At 36.1% G+C, this 23095-nt stretch carries 18 protein-coding genes; 6 read left to right on the forward strand and 12 right to left on the reverse strand.

All coding sequences use genetic code 11. The features are described 5' to 3' along the window. Position 1: 1 nt before the first annotated feature. Both mfd and pth read right to left on the reverse strand, forming a co-directional pair. A complete protein-coding gene (gene mfd / locus ACI6PB_RS10685; RefSeq protein ID WP_404327402.1) occupies positions 2 to 3526 on the reverse strand; it encodes a transcription-repair coupling factor in 3525 nt (1174 codons plus the stop codon). Between the two features lie 22 nt (positions 3527 to 3548). Then, positions 3549 to 4106 (reverse strand): aminoacyl-tRNA hydrolase, encoded by a 558-nt coding sequence (gene pth, locus ACI6PB_RS10690; RefSeq protein WP_025084393.1) that lies wholly within the window; start codon positions 4104 to 4106, stop codon positions 3549 to 3551. A 146-nt stretch (positions 4107 to 4252) separates the two neighbouring features. Here pth and ACI6PB_RS10695 point away from each other — a divergent pair, with 146 nt between their 5' ends. Both ACI6PB_RS10695 and cbpA read left to right on the forward strand, forming a co-directional pair. Then, the gene (locus tag ACI6PB_RS10695; protein ID WP_025084392.1) at positions 4253 to 5236 is read left to right on the forward strand and encodes an L-lactate dehydrogenase; all 984 of its coding nucleotides are present in this window, start codon (positions 4253 to 4255) and stop codon (positions 5234 to 5236) included. Positions 5237 to 5352: 116 nt separating this feature from the next. Next, on the forward strand, positions 5353 to 6015 hold the full coding sequence (cbpA, locus tag ACI6PB_RS10700) for a cyclic di-AMP binding protein CbpA (RefSeq protein WP_025084391.1): 663 nt from the start codon (positions 5353 to 5355) through the stop codon (positions 6013 to 6015). 553 nt (positions 6016 to 6568) lie between these two features. Here the strand turns inward: cbpA and alr are convergent. From alr to murF, 4 genes are all read right to left on the reverse strand, one after another. Beyond that, positions 6569 to 7681: an alanine racemase gene (gene alr, locus ACI6PB_RS10705; RefSeq protein ID WP_404327403.1), complete on the reverse strand. Its 1113-nt coding sequence runs from the start codon at positions 7679 to 7681 to the stop codon at positions 6569 to 6571. Position 7682: 1 nt separating this feature from the next. Beyond that, positions 7683 to 8042, reverse strand: coding sequence for a holo-ACP synthase (acpS, locus tag ACI6PB_RS10710; protein WP_404327404.1), 360 nt, complete (start codon positions 8040 to 8042; stop codon positions 7683 to 7685). Between the two features lie 276 nt (positions 8043 to 8318). Next, complete coding sequence (locus tag ACI6PB_RS10715; protein ID WP_025084387.1) at positions 8319 to 9857, reverse strand: DEAD/DEAH box helicase; 1539 nt, start codon at positions 9855 to 9857, stop codon at positions 8319 to 8321. Between the two features lie 83 nt (positions 9858 to 9940). Beyond that, positions 9941 to 11305: a UDP-N-acetylmuramoyl-tripeptide--D-alanyl-D-alanine ligase gene (murF, locus tag ACI6PB_RS10720; RefSeq protein WP_025084386.1), complete on the reverse strand. Its 1365-nt coding sequence runs from the start codon at positions 11303 to 11305 to the stop codon at positions 9941 to 9943. 89 nt (positions 11306 to 11394) lie between these two features. Between murF and ACI6PB_RS10725 the strand changes: the two genes are divergently transcribed. Then, a complete protein-coding gene (locus tag ACI6PB_RS10725; protein WP_025084385.1) occupies positions 11395 to 12627 on the forward strand; it encodes a multidrug efflux MFS transporter in 1233 nt (410 codons plus the stop codon). A 41-nt stretch (positions 12628 to 12668) separates the two neighbouring features. Here ACI6PB_RS10725 and ACI6PB_RS10730 read toward each other — a convergent pair whose 3' ends face one another. The 6 genes from ACI6PB_RS10730 to ACI6PB_RS10755 all read right to left on the reverse strand — a co-directional run bounded on the left by ACI6PB_RS10730 (position 12669) and on the right by ACI6PB_RS10755 (position 18998). Continuing rightward, positions 12669 to 12917: a type B 50S ribosomal protein L31 gene (locus ACI6PB_RS10730; RefSeq protein ID WP_025084384.1), complete on the reverse strand. Its 249-nt coding sequence runs from the start codon at positions 12915 to 12917 to the stop codon at positions 12669 to 12671. Between the two features lie 100 nt (positions 12918 to 13017). After that, positions 13018 to 14514 (reverse strand): ribosomal protection-like ABC-F family protein, encoded by a 1497-nt coding sequence (gene abc-f, locus ACI6PB_RS10735; protein WP_025084383.1) that lies wholly within the window; start codon positions 14512 to 14514, stop codon positions 13018 to 13020. A 258-nt stretch (positions 14515 to 14772) separates the two neighbouring features. After that, positions 14773 to 16047, reverse strand: coding sequence for a UDP-N-acetylglucosamine 1-carboxyvinyltransferase (locus tag ACI6PB_RS10740; protein ID WP_025084382.1), 1275 nt, complete (start codon positions 16045 to 16047; stop codon positions 14773 to 14775). A 40-nt stretch (positions 16048 to 16087) separates the two neighbouring features. Then, entirely contained in the window at positions 16088 to 17701 is a 1614-nt protein-coding gene (locus ACI6PB_RS10745; protein WP_025084381.1) for a CTP synthase, read from the reverse strand. A 165-nt stretch (positions 17702 to 17866) separates the two neighbouring features. Then, the gene (gene rpoE, locus ACI6PB_RS10750) at positions 17867 to 18511 is read right to left on the reverse strand and encodes a DNA-directed RNA polymerase subunit delta (protein ID WP_404278280.1); all 645 of its coding nucleotides are present in this window, start codon (positions 18509 to 18511) and stop codon (positions 17867 to 17869) included. Between the two features lie 46 nt (positions 18512 to 18557). After that, positions 18558 to 18998, reverse strand: coding sequence for a DUF1934 domain-containing protein (locus ACI6PB_RS10755; protein WP_025084379.1), 441 nt, complete (start codon positions 18996 to 18998; stop codon positions 18558 to 18560). A 55-nt stretch (positions 18999 to 19053) separates the two neighbouring features. On the opposite strand from ACI6PB_RS10755, the gene ACI6PB_RS10760 reads away from it, so the two are divergent. The 3 genes from ACI6PB_RS10760 (at position 19054) to ACI6PB_RS10770 (ending at position 23032) form a co-directional block, all read left to right on the forward strand. After that, entirely contained in the window at positions 19054 to 19860 is an 807-nt protein-coding gene (locus ACI6PB_RS10760) for a lipoate--protein ligase family protein (protein WP_025084378.1), read from the forward strand. Then, positions 19860 to 21200 carry an HD domain-containing protein gene (locus tag ACI6PB_RS10765; protein WP_025084377.1) on the forward strand — a complete coding sequence of 447 codons (1341 nt, stop codon included), beginning with the start codon at positions 19860 to 19862 and terminating at the stop codon, positions 21198 to 21200. Before ACI6PB_RS10760 ends, ACI6PB_RS10765 begins: the two co-directional genes overlap by 1 nt. Positions 21201 to 21337: 137 nt before the next feature. After that, entirely contained in the window at positions 21338 to 23032 is a 1695-nt protein-coding gene (locus tag ACI6PB_RS10770; RefSeq protein ID WP_025084376.1) for a glycerol-3-phosphate dehydrogenase/oxidase, read from the forward strand. Positions 23033 to 23095: the final 63 nt, after the last annotated feature.

Raw genomic sequence — 23095 nt, forward strand, 5'->3', positions numbered from 1 at the left:
ATCAATTTTTTATTTTTTCTTTCTTCAAATTATCAAAGCCGTCAGCCATTTTTTCTGCGAACACCTTCAATTGATCGAACCATTCATCCTTTTTAACACTTGCTGAATCCAAGGTAATCATGAATCCACCATTTTTATTGTTTACCTTAGCCTTCATTGTCGTATTAGCTAGGAACTTAAAGACTAAATCTCCAGTTAAGTAATCGCCAGCTTTTTGTGAAAATTTAATTGTAATCTTCTTATTTCGCATAACCACACTGTTAACTAAAGCTTCATCAAATGAATTCTTCAATAAACTAACGTCCAACAGATTAGCAACTTCCTGTGGATAATCGCCAAAGCGATCCAACAATTCTGATTTAACCTCTTGGTAATTTTCCAAAGAATCAATCTGACGAATTCGTTTGTAAAGTTCAACCTTTTGACGTTGATCACTAATATAATCCTCTGGCAAGTAGGCTTCCAAAGCCAAATTGATCTCTGAATTAGTCTTCTCAGCCTTAGTGTGACCACGTTTCTTGGCAACCGCATCATTTAACATCTGCGTATACAAGTCAAAACCAACTGAATCGATAAAGCCATGTTGTTGCTTACCCAATAGATTACCAGCCCCACGAATAGACAAGTCTCGCATCGCAATCTTAAAGCCAGAACCTAATTCAGTAAAGTTCTTAATAGCTTCCAAACGTTGTTCGCCGACTTCAGTCAAAACCTTATTGGGACGATACATCAAGTAAGCATAAGCTACTCGATTCGATCTACCAACACGACCACGAATTTGATAAAGCTGCGATAGACCATAACGATCAGCATTTTCTACTACTAAGGTATTGGTATTAGGCATATCAACACCAGTTTCAATAATTGTTGTCGTTACTAAAACATCATAATCACCGGCCAAGTAATCGGAAATAACACCTTCCATTTGAGTCTCATTCATTCGACCATGTGCTGTTGCAATTCGGGCATCTGGCACTAAGGATTGCAATTGATCTGCTACTTGATCCATATCTTCAACTCGATTGTGCAGGTAAAAGACTTGGCCACCACGAGCCATTTCACGTTTAATTGCACCAGCAATTACCTGATAATTCTGCTCCATAACGTAGGTTTGAACGGGATAACGATTACTAGGGGCCGTTTCAATCAAAGAAAGATCACGCACACCCAGCATTGACATATTCAAAGTTCTTGGAATTGGTGTTGCTGTCAAAGTTAGAACATCGACATTACTCTTTAACTGTTTAATCTTTTCCTTATGCTTAACGCCAAAACGCTGTTCCTCATCAATTATCAACAATCCGATATCGTGAAATTTAACATCCTTCGAAAGTAAACGATGTGTTCCCACAACAATATCAACCGATCCGTCTTCTAATTTTTCAATAATCTCTTTACTTTGCTTACGAGTTTGGAAACGTGACAACATTCCAATTTCCACCGGGAACCCCGCAAAGCGTTCCTTCATAGTTTCATAATGTTGTTGTGCTAACAAGGTCGTTGGTACTAAAAAGACTACTTGTTTACCTGCTTCAACAGCTTTGAAGGCTGCTCTCAACGCTACTTCGGTTTTACCGAATCCAACATCCCCAACCAAAAGTCGATCCATTGGATGTGGTTTTTCCATATCACGTTTAATTTCATCGACAGATCTCAATTGATCAGGTGTTTCTGGATATGGAAAGGCATTATCAAAATCATTCTGCATCGAATCATCTTTTGGAAAAGCAAATCCCTTTTCTGCCTCACGTTTAGCGTAGAGATCTATCAAGTCATCAGCAATATCTTCAATATTAGACTGAACTCGACGTTTAGTTTTTTGCCACTCATTACCACCTAATTTATTGATCTTAGGCGATTTACCTTCAGCTGAAACGTACTTCTGAACCATATCCAGTTGCGTAACTGGAATGAATAGACGACCATCGTCACGATATTCAATCGTAATATAATCTTGATGTTTACCGTCGACCTCCATCGTCTGCATACCAATAAACTTACCAATACCATGATTAACGTGAACGACGTAATCGCCTGGCTTTAATTCGTTATAACTCTTCAGTCTTTCAGCATTAGCCAGAGTTTGGTGACGTCTCTTCTTTGGTTGTTTATTGAAGAGTTCTTTTTCAGTGATAACGGCCAATTTTTGTTCTGGCATTTCAAAACCAGAACTCAATGTAGCATTCATAATTTGTGTCTGATCTTCAACAACTTTATCAGGTGTCGTTAAGGTCGCTTTAATTCCAAAATCGATCAATGTATTATTGATTGCCGCAATCCGTTTTTCATTACTGATAGTTAAAAGTACGGTATATTTTTGCTTTTGCCAACGTTCAACTTCCGATTTTAACAACGGCATTTGACTGAAGAATTGTTGCATTGTTCGAACTGGTACATTTTGCAATTGGTTCAAACGAATATGTCCCATTCCCTGTTGAAATGCTGACAAATAAATTTGGGCCAACTTGTTATCTTTGATCAAATCGGCAAAACTCTGACGAATCTTCTGCTCTGGCAAAGCCTTACCAAACTCTAATTGACTAGCCAACCAAGATTGATTCTCAGCTTGACTATCATTAGACTGTTCAATCAAACGATTATATTCATTAAAAATGATGACATCATTGGAGTCTAAATAGTCTAATAAACTCTTGGGATGCTCAAAAAGATAATCAGCAATTCGACCGATATTCTCTGGACGAATCCCTTCCGATAATTCTTCAATTGTTTGACCGAAGTTTGTCTGTAAATTTTCCTTAATATCTTTATCATCTGACGATTTCAATTGACGGTCGTAACTCTTCTGTAACTTGGTTAGGCCTGTTTCAACTTGATCATCGGTGACAATTCGATCTTGCGCTGGCAAAATCTGAATTTCTTTTAATTCTTCAATACTTCGTTGTGTTTCGGTATCAAAGTACTTAATTTTTTCAACTTGATTTCCAAAGAAATCGATTCGTACTGGGTTATCAACATTCAATGGATAAATATCGACAATATCACCACGAATAGCAAAGTCACCTGGTTTAGCAACTAACTTATCTTTTACATATCCCATCTGAACAAATTGTTGATTCAAATCTTCTAAATCATATTCTTCATTTACTTCAATTTTTAATTGGACAGACTTAAAGAGCTCTTTTGCTGACAATTCATACTCTAACCCAGCAATTGAAGTTACTACTATACCAGGTTTATCATCTGCCAAAAAGCTTAAGGTATCTAATCGTTGACTCAGTTCGTCTGGTGAACTGGTTGCTATTTCAGTTGAGATTGATTCTTCAACTGGAAAAATGTGAACAGCGTCACTGTTCAATAAATTTAAGTCGTCATATAGCTTATTTGCATGAAAATTAGTGTTTTCAACAATCAAAATCTTCTTATTTAATTGTCTTAAAGTATTCAATGCAAAAAGGGAAATTGTTGATCCCGTCAAACCTGTCAATAAATTCTTTGTTTCAGGCTTAACTTGACTAATAAATTCCCCTAAGTCCAACTTATTTGTAATGAAATTTATTAAATTCAATTTTTGCCCCCTTTTTAATCTTCTAATTATATTTATTCATTAATTGATCAATACTACTGCCTGCAACCCAATCTTTAACCATATCGACTGCTTGATCGATACCTGATAAAGCCACTGGTTCTTGATCCTTATTGAATGGTGTTAACACCCAGTTAACTACTGTTTGACGATCAGGATGTTGTATACCAATCTTAATTCGTTTGAAATCTTTAGTACCCACAGCTGAGATTATACTCTTAATACCATTGTGACCACCAGCAGAACCCTTTGTCCGTAATCTAACTTTTCCAATAGGCATATCTAGGTCATCTTGAATTACCATCATTTCCTCAGATTTAATTTGGTAATATCCCATTAAAAAATTAACGGCACGACCAGATTCATTCATAAATGTGAGTGGTTTAACTAGAAAAACTGTTTCACCGTCGACTTTGAACTTACAGTACTCAGCTTCAAAATCTTTTTTCATTTGTGTTTGACCGTATTCATCCATCAATCTATCGATGGTCATAAAGCCCATATTATGCTTTGTTCGATCGTATTTCTTTCCTGGATTTCCTAAGCCAACAATTAGTTTCATATTTAATATACCTCATTTCGAACTTACATTATATCATGTCAAAAATACTATTTTTTCACTTTTTTCACAATCGGCTTGTTTATTTACCTTAATTATTTGTATAATGGGTCAGGAACATATTATTTTCGAAGGGATGATATTTTATAATGACAACTCCAACAAACGAAAAGAACCACCAAAAAGTACTTCTAGTTGGTGACGGTGCTGTAGGTTCAACATTTGCCTACGCAATGACACTTCAAGGTATTGCTCAAGAACTAGTTATCTGTGATATCGCTAAAGACAAGATTAAGGGTGACGCAATGGACCTTGCAGATGCAATTCCATTCTCATTCCCTAAGAACATTCACGCTGGTGAATATTCAGATGCTAAGGATGCTGATATCGTAGTTATCACAGCCGGCGCTCCACAAAAACCAGGTGAAACAAGACTTGACCTTGTTAACAAGAACTTAAACATCTTGAAGACAATCGTTGATCCTATTGTTGAATCAGGATTCAATGGTATCTTCGTAGTTGCTGCTAACCCAGTTGATATCTTGACATACGCTACTTGGAAACTTTCAGGCTTCCCTAAGGAACGTGTAATTGGTTCAGGTACATCACTTGATACTGCTAGATTACAAAAATTCGTTGGTGAAGAATTAGATCTTGACCCTCGTTCAGTTCATGGTTACATCATGGGTGAACACGGTGATTCAGAATTCGCTGCATGGTCACATCTAACAATCGGTGGCGTTACAATGGCCGAATGGATGGAAAGCCACCCAGAAATCACTAAAGATACTCTTGACAAGATTTACAAGAAGACTGTTAACGCAGCTTACGACATTATCAATACTAAGGGTGCTACATTCTACGGTATCGGTACTGCTCTTGCAAGAATCTGCAAGGCTTTGCTAAGCGACGAAAATACTGTTCTTCCATTATCAAACATGATGACTGGTCAATATGGCGTTTCAGACATCTATATCGGTTCACCTGCTATCGTTAACCGTAAAGGTCTAAAACAAATTATCGAAGTTCCATTGAATGATGAAGAATCAGCACAAATGAAGAAATCAGCTAAGGAACTTGAAAAGATCCTTAAAGATGGCTTCGAAGCTACAGGTATCAAGGGTCGTCAATAATCCTTAATACATGCATAAAAAAGACTGAAACAAATGAAAAATTTGTTTCAGCTTTTTTTTTATTCTGAATTACTGTATTATTAATTCAATTATAGATAGATTGGATGTGAATATATATGTTAGTTAAGTCACTTGTACTAAAAAAGGACAAGCTTACGACAGTTAAAGAAACTGTCACACTAGAAGAAGCATTAAAAGTCCTAGAAGACTCAGGTTTCCGTTGTGTGCCAATTTTGGATGAAAGCGGACAAATATTTAGGGGTAACATTTACAAGATGCACATCTACCGTCACAAGTCTCGTGGTGGCGATATGAGCTTGCCTGTAACTACACTTATGAAGAACGCTACTAAAACAATCAGCGTAGACTCACCTTTCTTCAAAGTATTCTTTAACATTAAGGATTTGCCTTACATTGCTGTTCTGGATGAAAATAATTTATTTTATGGAATCTTAACCCATGCAAGACTTCTCAGCATGTTATCAGATGCTTGGAACCTTGATATTAGTAGTTACGTTTTGACTGTTAGTTCTTCTGGCGACCGTGGTGACCTAGAGAAGATGTCAAAAATTTTTGCTAAGTATGTCTCTGTAGCTGCTTGTATGACCTTGGATGCTAAATCAAATGAAGTTGTACGAAGAACTCTATTTACTTTACCATCAGGCACTGATATCGATACTTTGAAGGAAATTATTAAACGCCTTGAAAAGAAGAGTTTTGTAGTTTCTGAAATTGATGATTTGAAGTCTGGTAAGATTCTAGATAAGAACACACTATAGTTCTTGTCTAAAAAATATTTCTAAAACAAAACCATTTCCAAAACAAAACCTAAAAGTCCGTTCTAGTTAAACTACGTCAACTAGAACGGATTTTTTATAGTCTTTTGATTTTAAACACCGGTTCAACCCGATAGCGGTTCAATTCTTCATCAACAGGGTGACTTTTAAAATACTGTAATTGATATTCCTCCATCAAATCTCTCTGAAATCTATCAATAAAGGGTTTATTAAGATCGATAAGAATTTGATACCTCTTATACTCACCATTTTGCATAAACTTATACCATTCCTCATTAATCACGGTTGACACTTCTTTCCCTTTTCTAAAATTTCAACCAGAGGATACTACCATTTTTATTTATATAACAATTATTTGCGTTTAATTTTTTAAATAACACAGAAAAAAATTAAAAGAACGGTCTCTATTAGATATTCACGATACTTAGAATATCTAATAGAGACCGTTTTTATTTATTACTTAAATTTTATAATTTAACACAGTAAAATTTAGACACTTTTGCATTCTAACTTAAATAGAACTTTTTAATCAAAATTAATATTTATAAACTCGAGGTAATCTTTCACTTAAACAGCAAAGAATTTCATAACTGATTGTGCCGGCATACTTAGCTGTATCTGTCGCAGTAATTTCTTCATTGCCATCTTTACCAATCAAAGTGACCTTTGTACCAACCGGTAATTCTTTAGGTAGACGAACCATGAATTGATCCATACAAACACGACCAACACTTTGACAACGTTCTCCATTGATCAAAACATCACAGCCTTGCATTCTTCTCAACCAACCATCTGCATAGCCAAGAGGAATTGTACCGATCCACTCGTCTTCCTTGCTAGTGTAAGTAGCTCCGTATCCAACACTTTGTCCAGCTTTGATCTTTTTAACAAATGTGAGTTCTGAATACAAACTTAAAGCAGGTTCTAGCTCATATGGTAATTTTGTAATATCAGTTCCTGATGGATTCAAGCCGTACAAAGCCAACCCATATCTAACTACATTGACGGCCAAATCTTTATGCCATAAAGCTGTGGCAGAATTAGCACAGTGAACATAAGTAAATTTGGTTGGTAAATTACTAGACATTTCTTTGAAATTCTTAACCTGTTTTTCAAAGTAACTTTCATCAGGACTATCGGCAGTTGCGAAGTGTGTGAACAATCCTTCTGGAATAAACGATTCTTTGTGTTCATTTAAAAAGTTACATGCTTCAATCAAACTAGCCTTATCTTGGAATCCAATTCGACCCATACCACTGTCAACAGCAATATGAACTTTCAAATTAGTAACTCTCAATTCTACAGCTACCCTCAGCCAATCTAAACTACCGACTGTCAGCGAAATATCGGCACGTGCGGCTACTTTAGCATATTCCACGGGAACTATACCCAAAACTAAAATAGGCGCTGTAACGCCACTATTTCGAATCTCTAGGCCTTCATCTAATGAAGCTACACAAAGTCCAGATGCTCCAAATTCAATTTCAGATTGAGCGACTTTAACCAAACCATGACCATAAGCGTTGGCTTTTACAACAGCAAAAACTTTTGTTCCTTCGGGAACAGCCTCTAATTCATTTTGTAAATTTCTCTTTAACTTTGACAAGTCCACTTCAACATAGGCTGGACGATGAATTGATGGTAACATTTTATTTCTCCTCCTCTAGAATAACCTCGGTTATTACTAGTTCATCTGTATCTGATATTGATACATGAATATTGCCCTTGAAAATTTCAGTTTTAATGTAGGGTTGACCAGATTCCTGATTCAAAACACTTAAGTCATGAAATCCAATTCCGCGAAGACCAGTACCCATAGCTTTGGTAAAAGCCTCTTTTACAGAAAATCTTCCTGTTAAGTATGTCATCTTAGCTTTCTCGGTATTGAGGTTATTAAAAACTTCAATCTCATCTTCATTTAAAATTTTCTCTAAAAATCGAGGGTGACGACCATAAATCTTTCGTACACGGTCAATTTCTGCAATATCTATACCTAATCCTTTGATCATATTTTTTTCTCGCAATCTATTTTTTTAATTAATAATAAATTGAAAAGTTTTCAATTGAAGTAAAGCACAGTTTTCAATTTCTTGCAGTTCCAATCAGCAATTAAATTAAAATTTGTTTGATTTAAGCTTAAATCATAGCATTTTTAGATAACTTTTCAAGTTTCAACCGTCTTGGCAGGTCTATTTTACTGTAAAAAAAAAGCCAAAGTAAAATAATTTACCTGGCTTAATCATTATAATTATATTTTCAATAACTATAATTCATATATTCATTAATTATAGATTTGTTCTAATCTTGAATGACTTTTTGCTACGACCATTACGTTTGTTGTCATGTTCGCGGCGCTTGCCACCTTTTTCATCATGATGTCCATCACGACGATCACTATTACGACGTCTGTTACCACTGCCACCACGGTGATCTCCACCACCACGATGTCCGTTGAACTTACCACGACGACCATGACCTGAACGACTGTGGCTTACCTTACGTGAAGGAAGTGGTCTTTCAGGAGCAATCTTAACAGGAACACTTTCAGCATCCTTGATTGATTCGCTTAAGAAGATACGAGCGATATCTTCGGCAGAGTAATCTGCTAACAATTCTTGAACAGCTGAATCGAAACGATCCAAGTGTTTGTCATGTTCCAAAGTATCTTTAATATCTTGCTTAACTGATTCCAATTGTCCTTTAAGAACTTCTTTATCAGTAGGTTGAGCAAGTGGTTCCATACGTTTCTTAGTTAAGTTTTCGATTGTACGTAAGTAGCCCATTTCATTTGGTGTAACGAATGTTACAGAAACACCAGAATGTCCGGCACGACCTGTACGGCCAATACGGTGAACATAACTATCAGGATCTTGAGGAATATCATAGTTATAAACATGTGATACACCAGAAATATCCAATCCACGAGCAGCAACATCAGTTGCAACTAAGAAGTCTAACTTACCAGCTTTAAACTTACGTAAAACGCTAGTTCTCTTATCCTGTGACAAGTCACCATGAATACCTTCAGCATTGTAACCACGAGCTTGTAAACCACGTGTAAGTTCGTCAACACGACGCTTTGTACGACCAAAGATCAAAGCCAATTCTGGTGCTTGAACATCGAATAAACGAGTCATCAAGTCAAATTTTTCAAATTCCTTAGCCTTAACAAAGTATTGATCAATCTTATCAGCAGTCAATTCTTTTGACTTGATCTTAACGATTTGAGGATCTGTCATAAACTTATCAGCAATTTTCATGATAGGTTTTGGCATTGTAGCTGAGAATAACAATGTTTGATGTTTGTTTGGTACGTTTGAAAGGATACTTTCAATATCTTCAACGAATCCCATATCTAACATTTCATCAGCTTCATCAAGAACAACGGTATTAACGTTGCCAAGTTTCAAGGTGTGACGGTTGATGTGGTCAAGCATTCTTCCGGGAGTACCAACCACGATCTGAGGGTGATTCTTCAAGGCACGGATCTGTCTTCTAATATCTGATCCACCATAAACACTTTGAACCTTAACCTTCTTGTCACTACCTAAGCGGTAAAGTTCTTCTTGTGTTTGAATAGCTAATTCTCTAGTTGGAGAGATAATCAATGCTTGAATGTTACTTGATTGAGTATCAACGGCATTTAAAATTGGTAAACCAAAGGCTGCCGTCTTTCCTGTACCAGTTTGAGCTTGGCCAATTACGTCGGCCCCACTCATAACTAGTGGAATAGTTTGAGCTTGGATGGGTGTTGTTTCTTCGAAACCGGCTTCATTGATAGCGCTCAGTAATCTGGGATCTAAATCTAATTCTTTAAATTTCACAAATGTCCTCCATTTTTTAAAACACGATAAAATAACAATCTACCTACTCTACCATGTTTTATGAACAATCTCAATTGACAAGACTAAATTAGTTCATGTAAAACGTTTTCTAAATGAATTCCATGGCTACCCTTTAATAAAATCGTGTCATTGGGCTGTAATTCTTCTTTTAATTTTGTAGTTAATTCTTCTAACTGATCCTTTTCAAACCAGAAAAGATCGTTTGTATCATATTTAGCACTAAGTTTATTGCGTAAATACTTCATATAATCGCCAACAAGATAAACTTTGGCAAAATCTTCCTTGTTAATATGACTTGCTAAGGACTCGTGGAGTGTCTCCGATGCCTGACCTAACTCTAGCATATCGCCTAAGACAATCAATTTACGACCTGTAGTCTTAATGTCCTTCAAACTGTTAAGTACTTCGATAGCAGCCGTTGGATTAGAATTGTAGACATCGCTCAAAATATCAGCACCATTTTCGGCCTTCATCCACTCAGTACGATTAGCTGTCACAAATAAATCTTTCAATGCTTGTTGCATAGCTTCCGGTTTAATATGAGACATTTTACCTACTAGCATTGCAGCCAAGGCATTATTGACATTGTATTCACCCATCATTGGAATTTCAAAATCTAATTCAGGCCACAAATTAGTTTTAAAACTAGTTGTCGTCTTACCCGGATTAATTTCCGTTGCGTACAAATCATTGTTGTCATGACTACCAAAAGTTGCTTGTCTTTGACTAACTTTTTCAGCACGTTCTAGCAGCAGTGGTTCATCCCCATTGTAAACAAAGGTTCCATCTTCATTAAGGTGATCGACGATTTCCATTTTTGCATCAGCAATTTTATCTCTAGTACCAAAAAACTCAATGTGCGCTTCACCAATCATTGTAATAACGGAAATATCAGGGTTAGCAATATCGCTCAAATGATCAATTTGACCAGGACGATCCATTCCCATTTCGACAACTAAAACCTCAGTATTAGTTGGCATATTCAAAATTGTATAGGGCACACCAATTTCATTATTAAAGTTTTGCGGTGTTTTAGCAACATTATTGCTTGTACTAAGGATCTTAGCAATCATATCCTTAGTCGTTGTTTTACCGTTACTACCAGTCACAGCAACAACTTTAGGGTTTACTTTCTTCAAGTAATATTTAGCTAAAGTTTCAAAAGCCTCTGAAACGTTTTTTACAACAACATAAGGTACTTCGTTATTAGGAATATCATGATCACTTTGCCAAATAGTAGCACTAATGCCATTCTTAATTGCACTATTAATAAACTCATGCCCATCGCGTTCCCCTTGCAATGGAAAGAATAAGTCACCTGCTTTAGCTTTCCGACTGTCAAAACAAACACCCGTTATTTCAACATCTTCAACTTCGCCACTTTCAATTTTTAATACAGAGTAAACTTCCCTTAACTTCATCTTCATAGAAAAACTTCCTTAATTTGAAAAAATAATTTTATAAGATATAAACAAAAAAAGAGTATACTAAGATACTTAGAAAGGATTTGATGTATATGACATCTAGTACAAGTGATACTCCCGAACCGAATAATTATTGGAAAAAGAATCTAATAGTTTTATGGTTTAGTACTTTTGTATCAGGTATTGGCTTTAGTATGATTACACCTTTTATGCCATTATACATTAACCAGTTAGGTAATTTCACAAAAAGTCAACTTGTGATCTGGAATGGTATTGCCTTTTCATCGACGTTTTTAGTCATGGCAATCATTTCTCCTATTTGGGGTAAGATTGCTGACCGTCGAGGTCGAAAACTAATGCTGATTCGAGCTTCACTTGGTATGGCGATTGTTATTTTCCTACAGGCCTTCGTAACTGCTCCTTGGCAATTAGTTGTTTTAAGACTCCTTCAAGGTGTCTTTTCTGGATTCGTTAGTAACTCCAATACGTTAATTGCTTCAACAGCTCCTAGATCTGAAAGTGGAAAAGCCTTGGGTACCTTAAACACCGGTGTTATCTCCGGTACTTTATTAGGACCACTGGTCGGCGGTGTAATTGCACAATATTTTGGTTATCGAATTCCCTTTATGATAACTGGTTCTCTACTTTTCATTGCTTTCATCTTGGTTACTGTCTTCATCAAGGAAGATTTCAAACCAATTCCCAAAGGTGAAGAGGAATCAACTAAAGAAATTTTCCACAAGTTGAAAAATCCTAATCTCATCTTGGCAATGTTTGTTACAACCATGATCATTCAGACTTCTAACAACTCAATCAATCCGATCATTAGTTTGTACGTTAAACAGTTAATGCACAATTCTAGTCAGGTCACATTAGTTGCTGGAGTTGTCGCAGCGATGCCTGGTATTGCTAATATTATTGCTGCACCTAGATTTGGTGCTTTAGGTGACAAAATTGGAACGGGAAAAATCTTAGTTGGTGGATTAATCTTCGCCATCTTGGTTTATATTCCACAAGCCTTTGTCACTAACGTTTGGCAGTTGGCTGCTTTGAGATTCTTAGTTGGTGTTTCTGATGCCTGCTTAGTTCCTCAAGTTCAGACAATTCTGGCCAAATATACCGATCCAAAATACACTGGTAGAATCTTCGGATATAATCAGTCATTCCAATCAGTTGGTAATGTCTGTGGACCACTCTTAGGTTCTTATATTACCAGTGCTTTAAGTTATTCCGCTGTCTTTATCAGTACCAGTGGTTTAGCTTTGATCAACTTCATTTGGGTCTACACACACTTGAAATCAAAGAAAAGCAAAGTCAAAATATAAAGCTTTGCAAAAAAATAAGCCATCCATTCGGATGACTTTTTTTACTTGTTTGACAAGCCATATTTCTTGTTGAAACGGTCGATACGTCCATCTGCTTGAGCAAACTTTTGTTTACCAGTGTAGAAAGGATGTGAATCTGATGAGATTTCAACACGAATTAATGGATATTCGTTACCTTCGTAATCAGTTGTTTCTTTTGATTCAACAGTTGAACCAGCTAAGAATTTCTTACCTGTTGATGAGTCCATAAAGACAACTTGATGGTAATCTGGGTGAATTCCTTGTTTCATTCTATGTCGCTCCTTTGCCATAAATCTTTTACAGAAATATAGATTAAATTACTAACAGTGTCTAATAATATCATGAGTTACACAATTATTCAATACCATTCTAATAATGTAAGTAAACCTTGGCACTAGAAACCGAATCAATTAAATCTTGATCATGATCGATTAACAACATCGTTGGATGTTGTTTTTTTATTGCCTCAATAATTTGCTGACGAGTAATTACGTCTAAATAATTTAACGGTTCGTCCCAGAAATAAAGGTTAGCCTCTTCTGACAAACTCACTGCCAGTGCAACCTTTCGACGTTGACCTTGACTCATCTGTTCAATCGGTTGTTCAAAGAGATAGCGTTCAAAACCTAATTTACGTAAATTAGAAAAGGTTAATTCTGGTTCGATTTGTTTTTGTTCTGCCAATTGTCTGATAGTACCTTGTAGTTCATTGTCTTGACGCAGGTAAGAAATTTTTAAATTATTGGCAACATGAATCTGTCCAGTCTGTTCAAAAGGCTGTGACAAACCTAGAATCTGTTTAAAGATAGTTGTCTTGCCGATTCCGTTAGGTCCAATCAATGACACTACTTGATCTCGTTTAACTTTGAAGTCGACTGTTGGCGTCACAATATTTTCATGTTGTAATCTTAAATTTTCTACCTGTACGAATACGTCAGGATGCGATAATTTTTCGTAATTTAGTTCGATAGGCGCTTCTATTTCAATATTTTTCAGCAAAGTTTTCTTCTCATCAATAGCTGAGTTGACCCGACGTTCAGCTGTTTTAGCTTTTTTCATCATCTTAGCCGCCTTGGTACCAATGAAGCCCTTATCCAAATGAACTTTTTCTGTGTAATGTTTTCTATTTTTTTGTGATTCAGTTTGTCTGGACCAGTTCTCACGTTTAACCGCTGTTTCATGAAGACGATTAATATCTTTCTTCAATTGCTCCTTTTCGGCTAACTCCGACTGATCTTGACGTTCTTTTTGTTCTTGCCAGGTATCAAAATTTCCTTTGTACACCACTACATCACTACGATCAATTGAAATGACATGATCAATTACTGGATTTAAGAAGCTCTTATCATGACTAATCACAATAAAGCCCTTCTTACTTTTGAGATAATCTGAAACAATCTTTCTACCCTCAATGTCTAAATGATTGGTTGGTTCATCAATTAATTGAAATCCTGATTCATCAATAAACAAGATTGCTAACAATACTTTGGTTCGTTCACCTGGACTCAAGGTTGAAAACTCCTGTTGCAAAACATCTACATCAACTTTCAATTTCTCTAACTCAATTTCAATTTTCCAAAGATCGTAATCCTCTAAATGTGCTAAATTCTTAACAACTTCAACGGTTGGCACATCTTTATCAACAACCGTCTGTGGATAATAATAAAAATTTAAATTGGAAATGATTTGGCCTTGATACTGTAACTGTCCTAACAACATTTTCATCAAAGTTGTTTTTCCACGACCATTACGTCCGATTAAACCCAATTTCCAGCTCTCATCAATCTTTAGATTTAAAGCATTGAATAAATTATCCACCATTTGATCATATTTAAAACTGACATTTTCTATTTGAATTGTTCCCATAAAACAACACCCCACTTAAGGTGTGGGTCAGATCGACTTGGTTTGTTCATTTTTTTCGACAAAAAAAGAGAACGCTAAACAGCGTTCCCTAATTTACTTTTGGGAAGCACTGTTGAGAATTTAAGCCGAGCAAAACTACACACCATATATTTCTATACTTGTATAATTTTGAACTCTAGCTTATTTTCTCAACGGCGCACTTCCTCTCTTGTATTAAACTATCACTTAATCTAACAATTTATAATCCTAAAGTCAAGACTAAACTAAATCATCTTCACCAATCAGCTTAACATCAGCATTTAAACAATGTAATTTCCAAACAACTTGATCATAACCACGTAAAATGTTTTCAGCATGGCTAATAACTGTTTGACCATCAGCCAATAATCCAGCAATCATCAAGCAAGCTCCAGCTCTGATCTCATCGGCACTCACATTAGCACCCTTTAATTGAGCTCCGCCATGAACAAAAATCAAATCATTTTCACTTGTGATATTAGCACCCATCTTAATCAATTGAGAAATATGCTTTACTCGTTTGGGATAGATGGTATCAACAATCATTGCTTCGCCACTGGCTTTCATCAGTAATGGTGTAATTGGTTGTTGTAAATCTGTAGCAAAACCAGGATATGGCATTGTTTTAATGTTAACAGCTTTTAAGTTGGGAGATGGTTTCACATAGATACTATCTTCGCCAACTTCAAGATTCACACCCATCTCATCTAATTTAGCTAAAAAGGCATCTAAATGTTCACTGATGATATTCTTTACCAAAATATCTCCACCATTAGCTGCAGCTAAACTAAGATAAGTTCCTGCTTCAATACGATCTGGAATAATAGTATGAGCATTATTTGAACATAAGGTATCAACACCTTCGATACGAATTGTTTCAGTACCGACACCACGAATAGTTGCCCCCATATTGTTCAAGAATGTTGCTAGATCGATGATCTCAGGTTCCTTAGCAGCATTTTCAATTATAGTTGTTCCTTTAGCTTTAACAGCAGCCAGAATTACATTAATTGTTGCACCAACTGAAACCATATCTAAAAAGATTTTTGCTCCTTTAAGGCCTTCTTCAGGAGCTGTAATAATGATTTGCCCGTGTCTGTTCTCAACGTGTGCACCTAGTGCTTCAAATCCTTTAATGTGTTGATCAATTGGACGTGGTCCAATGTCATCCCCACCTGGGAAACCAACAACAGCTTTACCAAAACGGCCTAGCATTGCTCCCATAAAGTAATATGAAGCTCGCAAACTACTAACTTTTCCACTAGGCAATTCAGCAAATTGGATTTTAGTTGGATCAATTTTTAATACATCATTATTCATTTCAGAAGTAACGTTCATATCTTTTAAAATTGAACGCAAATTTTTTACATCTCTAATTTGTGGTACTGAATCTAACACTACAGGTGTATTAGACAAAATAGCAGCTGGAATCAAGGCTACAGTACTATTCTTAGCCCCGCCAATTGTTACTTCACCTGATAATTTCTTTCCACCGTTGATTACAAGTTTTTGCATAAGCTTTTTCCTAACTATATTTGACTACTTCAAGAGAAGACTACATGTTGTCTTCTTCAAGGCCTGAAGCTGCACCGATAAAGCCTTTGAATAGGCCTTCTGGCTTAGTAGGTCTTGACAAGAATTCTGGATGATATTGAGCAGCAATGAAGAACTTATTTTCAGGAATTTCGATAACTTCAACCAAGTGGTTATCTGGTGAAACACCTGAGAATACTAATCCAAGATCTTCAAATTGTTTACGATATTCATTGTTAAATTCATATCTGTGACGATGTCTTTCTTGAATAACTGATTGATTGTCGTATGCGGCTGCTGTCTTTGAACCTGGTTTTAATTTACATGGATAAGCACCTAAACGTAATGTACCACCACGGTCTTCAACATCTTTCTTGTCTGCCATGATATCGATGATCTTGTTTGCTGCATCTGGATCAACTTCACCAGTTGTAGCATCTTTGATACCAGCAACATCTCTAGCAAATTCAATACTTGCCATTTGCATACCTAAACATAGTCCAAGATATGGAACATCATTTTCACGAGCATACTTAATAGCAGCAATCATACCTTCAAGGCCACGACTACCAAAACCACCTGGTACTAGAATACCATCAGAATCCTTAAGATAATCGGCTACATTGTCATCATTGATAAGGTCAGCTGAAATCTTTTCGATCTCTATCTCTGTATTATAAACATATCCAGCAGAACGAAGTGCTTCAGTAACAGAAATGTAAGCATCTTGTAATTTTGTATATTTACCAACTAGAGTGATCTTTGTCTTATGCTTCAAGTTGTTAACACGGTCAACCAACTTATGCCAATCTGTCATATCAGCTGGTTTTGTATCTAAGTGCAAGTAACGACATACAATATCATCAAAGTTTTGAGCTTGTAGGTTCAATGGAACATCATACAATGACTTAGCATCACGTGATTCGATAACTGCTTCAGGATCAACATCACAGAATGATGCAATTTTATCTTTCATGCTTTGTGGCATTGGAAGTTCAGTTCTGACAACCAAGATGTTAGGTTGAATACCGATACCACGTAATTCCTTAACACTGTGTTGTGTTGGCTTTGTCTTCATTTCGCCAGCTGCCTTCAAGTAAGGTACTAGTGATGTATGAATATAAACAACGTTTTCTGAACCAACTTCGGCCTTCATTTGACGCAATGCTTCTAGGTATGGTTGTGATTCAATATCACCAACAGTACCACCAACTTCAGTAATAATAACGTCTGAATCTGTTGTAGTTGCAGCACGCATAATTTTTTGTTTGATCATATCTGTAATATGTGGAATAACTTGAACAGTTGCACCGTTATAATCACCACGACGTTCGCGACGAATAACTTCTGAATAAATCTTACCTGTAGTAACATTTGAATACTTGTTCAAATCATTATCGATAAATCTTTCATAATGTCCAAGATCGAGGTCAGTTTCTGTACCATCGTTTGTAACAAAAACTTCACCGTGTTGATATGGACTCATTGTTCCTGGGTCCACATTAATGTATGGATCAAATTTTTGCATTGTTACCTTAAGTCCGCGATTTTTTAGTAATCTACCAAGGGATGCGGCAACGATTCCCTTACCTAATGATGAAACGACTCCACCTGTAATAAAAATGTATTTAGTCATAACTTCCTCCACATATTAATTCTAGGGATTTCTTAACTCACAAAAATAAAAAAGTTCCCCATTCAGCATGAACAGGGAACTTAAAGTTGTCTATCTAATAGAGCCCGAACTATATAATACCGTGATATGTTCGAGTCGTCAAACTTTTAATTCAAAAAGTTAAACTTAATTTTCGTCATCGTCGTCGTTGTCATCTTCATCATCATCGTCGTCATCAAGATCGATGTCTTCATCGTCGTCATCGTCCGCGTCAAATTCAGATAATTGACCTTCGATACCGTCATCTAATCCTTCATCATGAGGGTCATCGTCGTCATCATCAACAGATGTTAAATCTGAGTTAGTAAATTTAGATAAGTCAGGACCATTGTCTGAACCATCACTATCATCGTCATCGTCCATATCATTAACATCTAAATCACTGTCATCTTCATAATCGACAACATCGTCATCTTCATCATCGTCACTCAAGAAGGCATTAACCTTTTGAGCTGCCTTGTGAGCATTTTCTGTACCGTTATCCTCAGGATGATTTACTTCCTCATCAACTGAATCATATGGATACCACTTACGTAAGCCCCATACATTCTCACCTAATGAGAGAAAACTACCATCGTTATTTAAATCTGTGTAAAATTGTGGAAGTGATCTCTTGATGTCCTCATCCGACTTGCCTAAGTAGTCTTGTATTTCATTAACGATATCAGAAAAGTTCATAACTTTCTTGTTATTCTCGTTAAGAATCTCGTATGCAACCTCAATCAATGAGAGTTCGTCTTTATTTTGATCCTTGAATTTATCAAACTTCAAACGTGTACACGTCCTTTCGCAGCGTCTTACTTATAATCATATCTACCTATACGCCAAAAATCAATCTAAACTTATAATTACCTATTACATTATTGTCGTAAATCAAATCATAATCAATGTTTATTTTTCCTGAAAGTGGTTTACTTACGATTTCAACTTTTGAATCTTTGGTAAATGTATCTAGTGGTAGAACACCATATTCTGTTTCCAATTGTCCATTATTATGCTTCTGATGTGTAAAATATAAAAGTGAAGACAAATTAGTCGATTTGGCAACACGTTTGATATGAATTTCACCGTTGCCGCCAACCTTTACTAAGATGGATGCCTTTGCACCATTTTCTAGACTTTCATTAAATCTTAGATAAATTGACTTACCCATTTGAGTGAACTTACCTGATTCAGAAATCTTTGTCTTCGTCAGATTGCCTGATTGTAAAGTTTCAATACTCAAATTCACATTTACATCAATACTATTATTTTCCAATCCTTACCGCCTCTACATGATAAAATTATATTAATTAATTAAAAGAAGTGATTAAGTGAACAATACTATTATATTATACGACCAAAAAATAAGCTCTAGCAAAGATCTGCTTGTTCCTTTTTCAGATACTGGAGCTATTTTAAAATTTGTTTCCGAAAATAATCAACCCGTAATCCATTTTTGGGTTACACCACCAACTGTTATTTTGGGTATGCAAGACAAACGCCTCAATAACTTACAGGGCGGCTTAGAAATGTTATCAGAAAAAGATTATCTTTTCTACCTTCGTAATTCAGGTGGACTCGGTGTAGTTACCGATGCTGGTATTCTTAACTTCTCCATCTTTTTACCAGACAAGGATAATTTATTGATCGATGATGCTTACGAAAAAATGTTCACGGTCCTCAAAAAAAGTTTTTCTTCCAAAATTAAAACTGGTGAGATCAGTACATCCTATTGTCCAGGAACATACGACCTTAGCATTGATCAAAAAAAGTTTGCTGGTATCTCTCAACGAAGAGCGGGAAATGCTGTAGCCATTATGGCCTATATCAGTGTCAATGGGCAGCAAAAAGACCGTAGTCAGTTGATGAAAGATTTCTATGAGATTAGTAATTATCCTCTTAAAGATGGTTATCCACAAATAGATATTCACTCGATGGAAAATCTTGATACTTTGTTAGATCACGAGCTCTCAATTAACCAAGCTAAGCAAAAGATTTTAGCTATTATAGCTAAGCAATATACTATTAATAAAGAGGAATTCTTCATCATTCAAAATTCTCTACCATATCAAGAAGCCTATAATGCAACTTTAAAAGATTTAATCAAACGTAATCAACAAATATTGGGGGAAAAATAATGCCATACCATATCGAAATGTTACCACGCGAAAAAGTTTTCCGCGATCCAATTCATAATTATATTCATGTTCAACACAAAGTTATTTTAGATTTAATCAACACAAAAGAATTTCAAAGACTTCGTCGAGTTAAACAACTTGGTACAGCTTCATTTACTTTTCACGGAGCTGAACACTCTCGTTTTGGCCATTGTATTGGTGTCTATGAGATAACTCGCCAAATCTGTGATAATTTTCAAAGAAATTATTCTACCAAAACTCCTGGAGATGGACTTTGGGATGACAATGAACGAATTGTAGCTTTATGCGCTGCTCTTTTACATGACGTCGGACATGGTCCTTATTCACACACCTTTGAACATATCTTCGATACCGATCATGAAATGTGGACTAGAAAGATCATCACATCACCAGAAACTGAGATCAATCATGTTTTGAAGCAAGTTTCCGATGATTTCCCTGAAAAAGTCGCTAGTGTCATTTCTCATACTTATCCTAATCCTCAAGTTGTACAAATGATCTCTAGTCAAATTGACGCTGACCGTATGGATTATCTACTACGTGATGCTTACTTCACGGGTACCAAATATGGAATGTTCGATTTAACGAGAATCTTACGAGTTATGCGCCCTTATAAAGATGGAATTGCTTTTGACTATGATGGCATGCATGCGGTTGAAGATTATGTCTTGAGTCGTTTCCAAATGTATCAACAAGTTTATTTCCATCCTGTTTCTCGTGGTATGGAGGTTGTCTTAACTAAATTGCTGCAAAGAGCCAAAGACTTATACGAACATAACCACATGAATGGTTTTGAAATGCCAAGTCTTCTGATTCCTTTCTTCGAAAACAAAGTTAATATTGACGATTACTTACTTTTGGATGATGGCATTCTCAATACTTACTTTACACTTTGGCAAAGCTACCCTGACGAAATCCTCAAGGATTTATCTTACCGTTTTCTAGCCCGTAAACCATTTAAATCAGCCAAATATGATAAAAAGACTAAACATTTATTGCCTGAAATAGCTGATATTGTTGAAAGTGTCGGTTTCCAAAAGAAGTATTACACCGCTACTAACACCAGTTATGATTTGCCTTACGATGTTTACAATCCTAACTCTAACAAGAGTCGAACTCAGATTGAAATTATGCAAAATGATGGTTCATTAATTGAATTATCTACTATCAGTCGTTTGGTTAATGCCTTGACAGGTAAGATTTCTGGGGATGAACGATTCTACTTCCCTAAATCAATGTTGATGGAACATTCCGATGATATCTTTAGTAATGAATATGATGAATTTCAAAAACACATTTACAACGATACGATCATTTAATTTTTAATGCTTTCATATTTTTGAAATTTTAATTAAAATAAATGTATTAATTTTATGTTTCACTCGTGCAATTCTTATTCAGTGAGATTATGATTATTTTGAATTCAATAATCAGTAACTATCGATTGGAGGGCAACATGAAAGAATTTTCAAATAGTATAAGAACTAAGAATTTACAAGATATGCAAACCAACCAACTAGACTTACTTGTTATCGGCGGTGGTATTACTGGTAGTGGTATTACTTTAGACGCTCAAAGTCGACACATTCAAACTGGTTTAGTTGAAATGCGTGACTTTGCTTCTGGAACCTCAAGTCGTTCCACCAAATTAGTTCACGGTGGCTTAAGATACTTAAAACAAGCAGCTATCAAGGAAGTTCATGAAGTCGGTAGTGAACGAGCTATTGTTTATAACAATGCTCCTCAAATCACTACCCCATTGAAAATGATGTTGCCTTTCTATGAAGGTGGAACTTTTGGTCCGTTTACGACTGCTATCGGATTAGACGTTTACGATCGATTGGCTGAAGTAAAGTACTCCGAACGTAAATATATGTTAAAACCTCGCGATACTATGGAACGTGAGCCTTATTTAAAATCAGAAAACCTTAAGGGTGCTGGTGTTTACGTTGAATACAGAACTGATGACGCTCGTCTAACTTTGGAAGTCTTGAAAAAAGCCAACGACTTAGGTGCTAAAATTGCTAACTATGTTAAAGTTACTGGTCTACTTTATAATGATGATAAACGTGTTTGCGGCGTTACCTATGAAGATCAAATCAATGGTGAAATCGGTGAGATACACGCCAAAAAAGTTGTTAATGCTTGTGGTCCCTGGGTTGATGAGATCCGAAAAATGGACGATTCCAACAAGGGTAAACATCTTCATCTGACTAAGGGAGTTCACTTAGTTATCGATCAAGAAAAATTTCCAATTTCTAATTCAATTTATTTTGACACGCCATTTCACGATAATCGTATGATGTTTGCCATTCCTCGTGAAGGTAAAACTTATATCGGAACAACCGATACCACTTGGACTGAAGATCCGAAAGAACCAAATATCACAGCTACTGATGTGACTTACATCTTAGCCGCCGCAAATCAAATGTTCGATTTACCTCAATATCTAACACCTGACGATGTTGAGGCTGGTTGGTCCGGTGTCAGACCACTAATTCAGGAAGAAGGTAAATCTCCTTCCGAAATATCTCGTAAAGATGAGATTTTCCAATCCGACAGCGACTTATTATCGATTGCTGGTGGAAAATTAACTGGTTACCGTAAAATGGCTGAAAAAATTGTCGACCGAGTAGCTCAACAATTATCAGTCGAAACTAATTACGAATTTCAACCGGCACAGACAAAAGATTTAACACTTGGTGGTGGCGACGTTGGTGGTGAAGAACACTGGATGGACTTTTTCGATAAAGCTGTTCATGAAGGAATCACTAACCACAATCTGACACGTGATGAAGCTGAAAAATTAGTTCAACGCTATGGTTCTAACGTTGATGCTATTTATCAATTATTACCAGAAACCAAAACTAAAGCTCGCCTACCTAGAATCGACTGGGCTATGTTAACGTACGGCCTAGAACACGAAATGGTAGAACATCCAATCGATTATCTCTTACGTCGTAGTAGCCAAATGCTTTTTAACATGAAACACATGCGTTCCATCAAAACACCAGTTATCGAATATATGACCAAATACTACAATTGGGACGATACCACTAAACAGACAATGACTGACGAGGTTGATACCAAGTTGGCTTTGACCGATTTAAGAGATATCAAGAAAAAGTATGCACAATATATTAACAAATAAATTTAGTTATTCTTATTATGGTTAGCTTAAAATTTCATTTTCCACAAAAGTCGAAAATGCCGA

Source organism: Companilactobacillus paralimentarius (assembly GCF_963227125.1).
GTDB classification, from domain to species: domain Bacteria; phylum Bacillota; class Bacilli; order Lactobacillales; family Lactobacillaceae; genus Companilactobacillus; species Companilactobacillus paralimentarius.

Bases quoted from the DNA above. Each gene is read 5' to 3' on its own strand.
- cbpA (WP_025084391.1), top strand. From the start codon at position 5,353: ATGTTAGTTAAGTCACTTGTACTAAAAAAGGACAAGCTTACGACAGTT.
- pth (WP_025084393.1), bottom strand. From the start codon at position 4,106: ATGAAACTAATTGTTGGCTTAGGAAATCCAGGAAAGAAATACGATCGA.
- ACI6PB_RS10765 (WP_025084377.1), top strand. From the start codon at position 19,860: ATGCCATACCATATCGAAATGTTACCACGCGAAAAAGTTTTCCGCGAT.
- murF (WP_025084386.1), bottom strand. From the start codon at position 11,305: ATGAAGATGAAGTTAAGGGAAGTTTACTCTGTATTAAAAATTGAAAGT.
- ACI6PB_RS10730 (WP_025084384.1), bottom strand. From the start codon at position 12,917: ATGAAACAAGGAATTCACCCAGATTACCATCAAGTTGTCTTTATGGAC.
- acpS (WP_404327404.1), bottom strand. From the start codon at position 8,042: ATGATCAAAGGATTAGGTATAGATATTGCAGAAATTGACCGTGTACGA.
- ACI6PB_RS10740 (WP_025084382.1), bottom strand. From the start codon at position 16,047: ATGCAAAAACTTGTAATCAACGGTGGAAAGAAATTATCAGGTGAAGTA.
- ACI6PB_RS10725 (WP_025084385.1), top strand. From the start codon at position 11,395: ATGACATCTAGTACAAGTGATACTCCCGAACCGAATAATTATTGGAAA.
- ACI6PB_RS10770 (WP_025084376.1), top strand. From the start codon at position 21,338: ATGAAAGAATTTTCAAATAGTATAAGAACTAAGAATTTACAAGATATG.
- abc-f (WP_025084383.1), bottom strand. From the start codon at position 14,514: ATGGGAACAATTCAAATAGAAAATGTCAGTTTTAAATATGATCAAATG.
- ACI6PB_RS10695 (WP_025084392.1), top strand. From the start codon at position 4,253: ATGACAACTCCAACAAACGAAAAGAACCACCAAAAAGTACTTCTAGTT.
- ACI6PB_RS10745 (WP_025084381.1), bottom strand. From the start codon at position 17,701: ATGACTAAATACATTTTTATTACAGGTGGAGTCGTTTCATCATTAGGT.
- alr (WP_404327403.1), bottom strand. From the start codon at position 7,681: ATGTTACCATCAATTCATCGTCCAGCCTATGTTGAAGTGGACTTGTCA.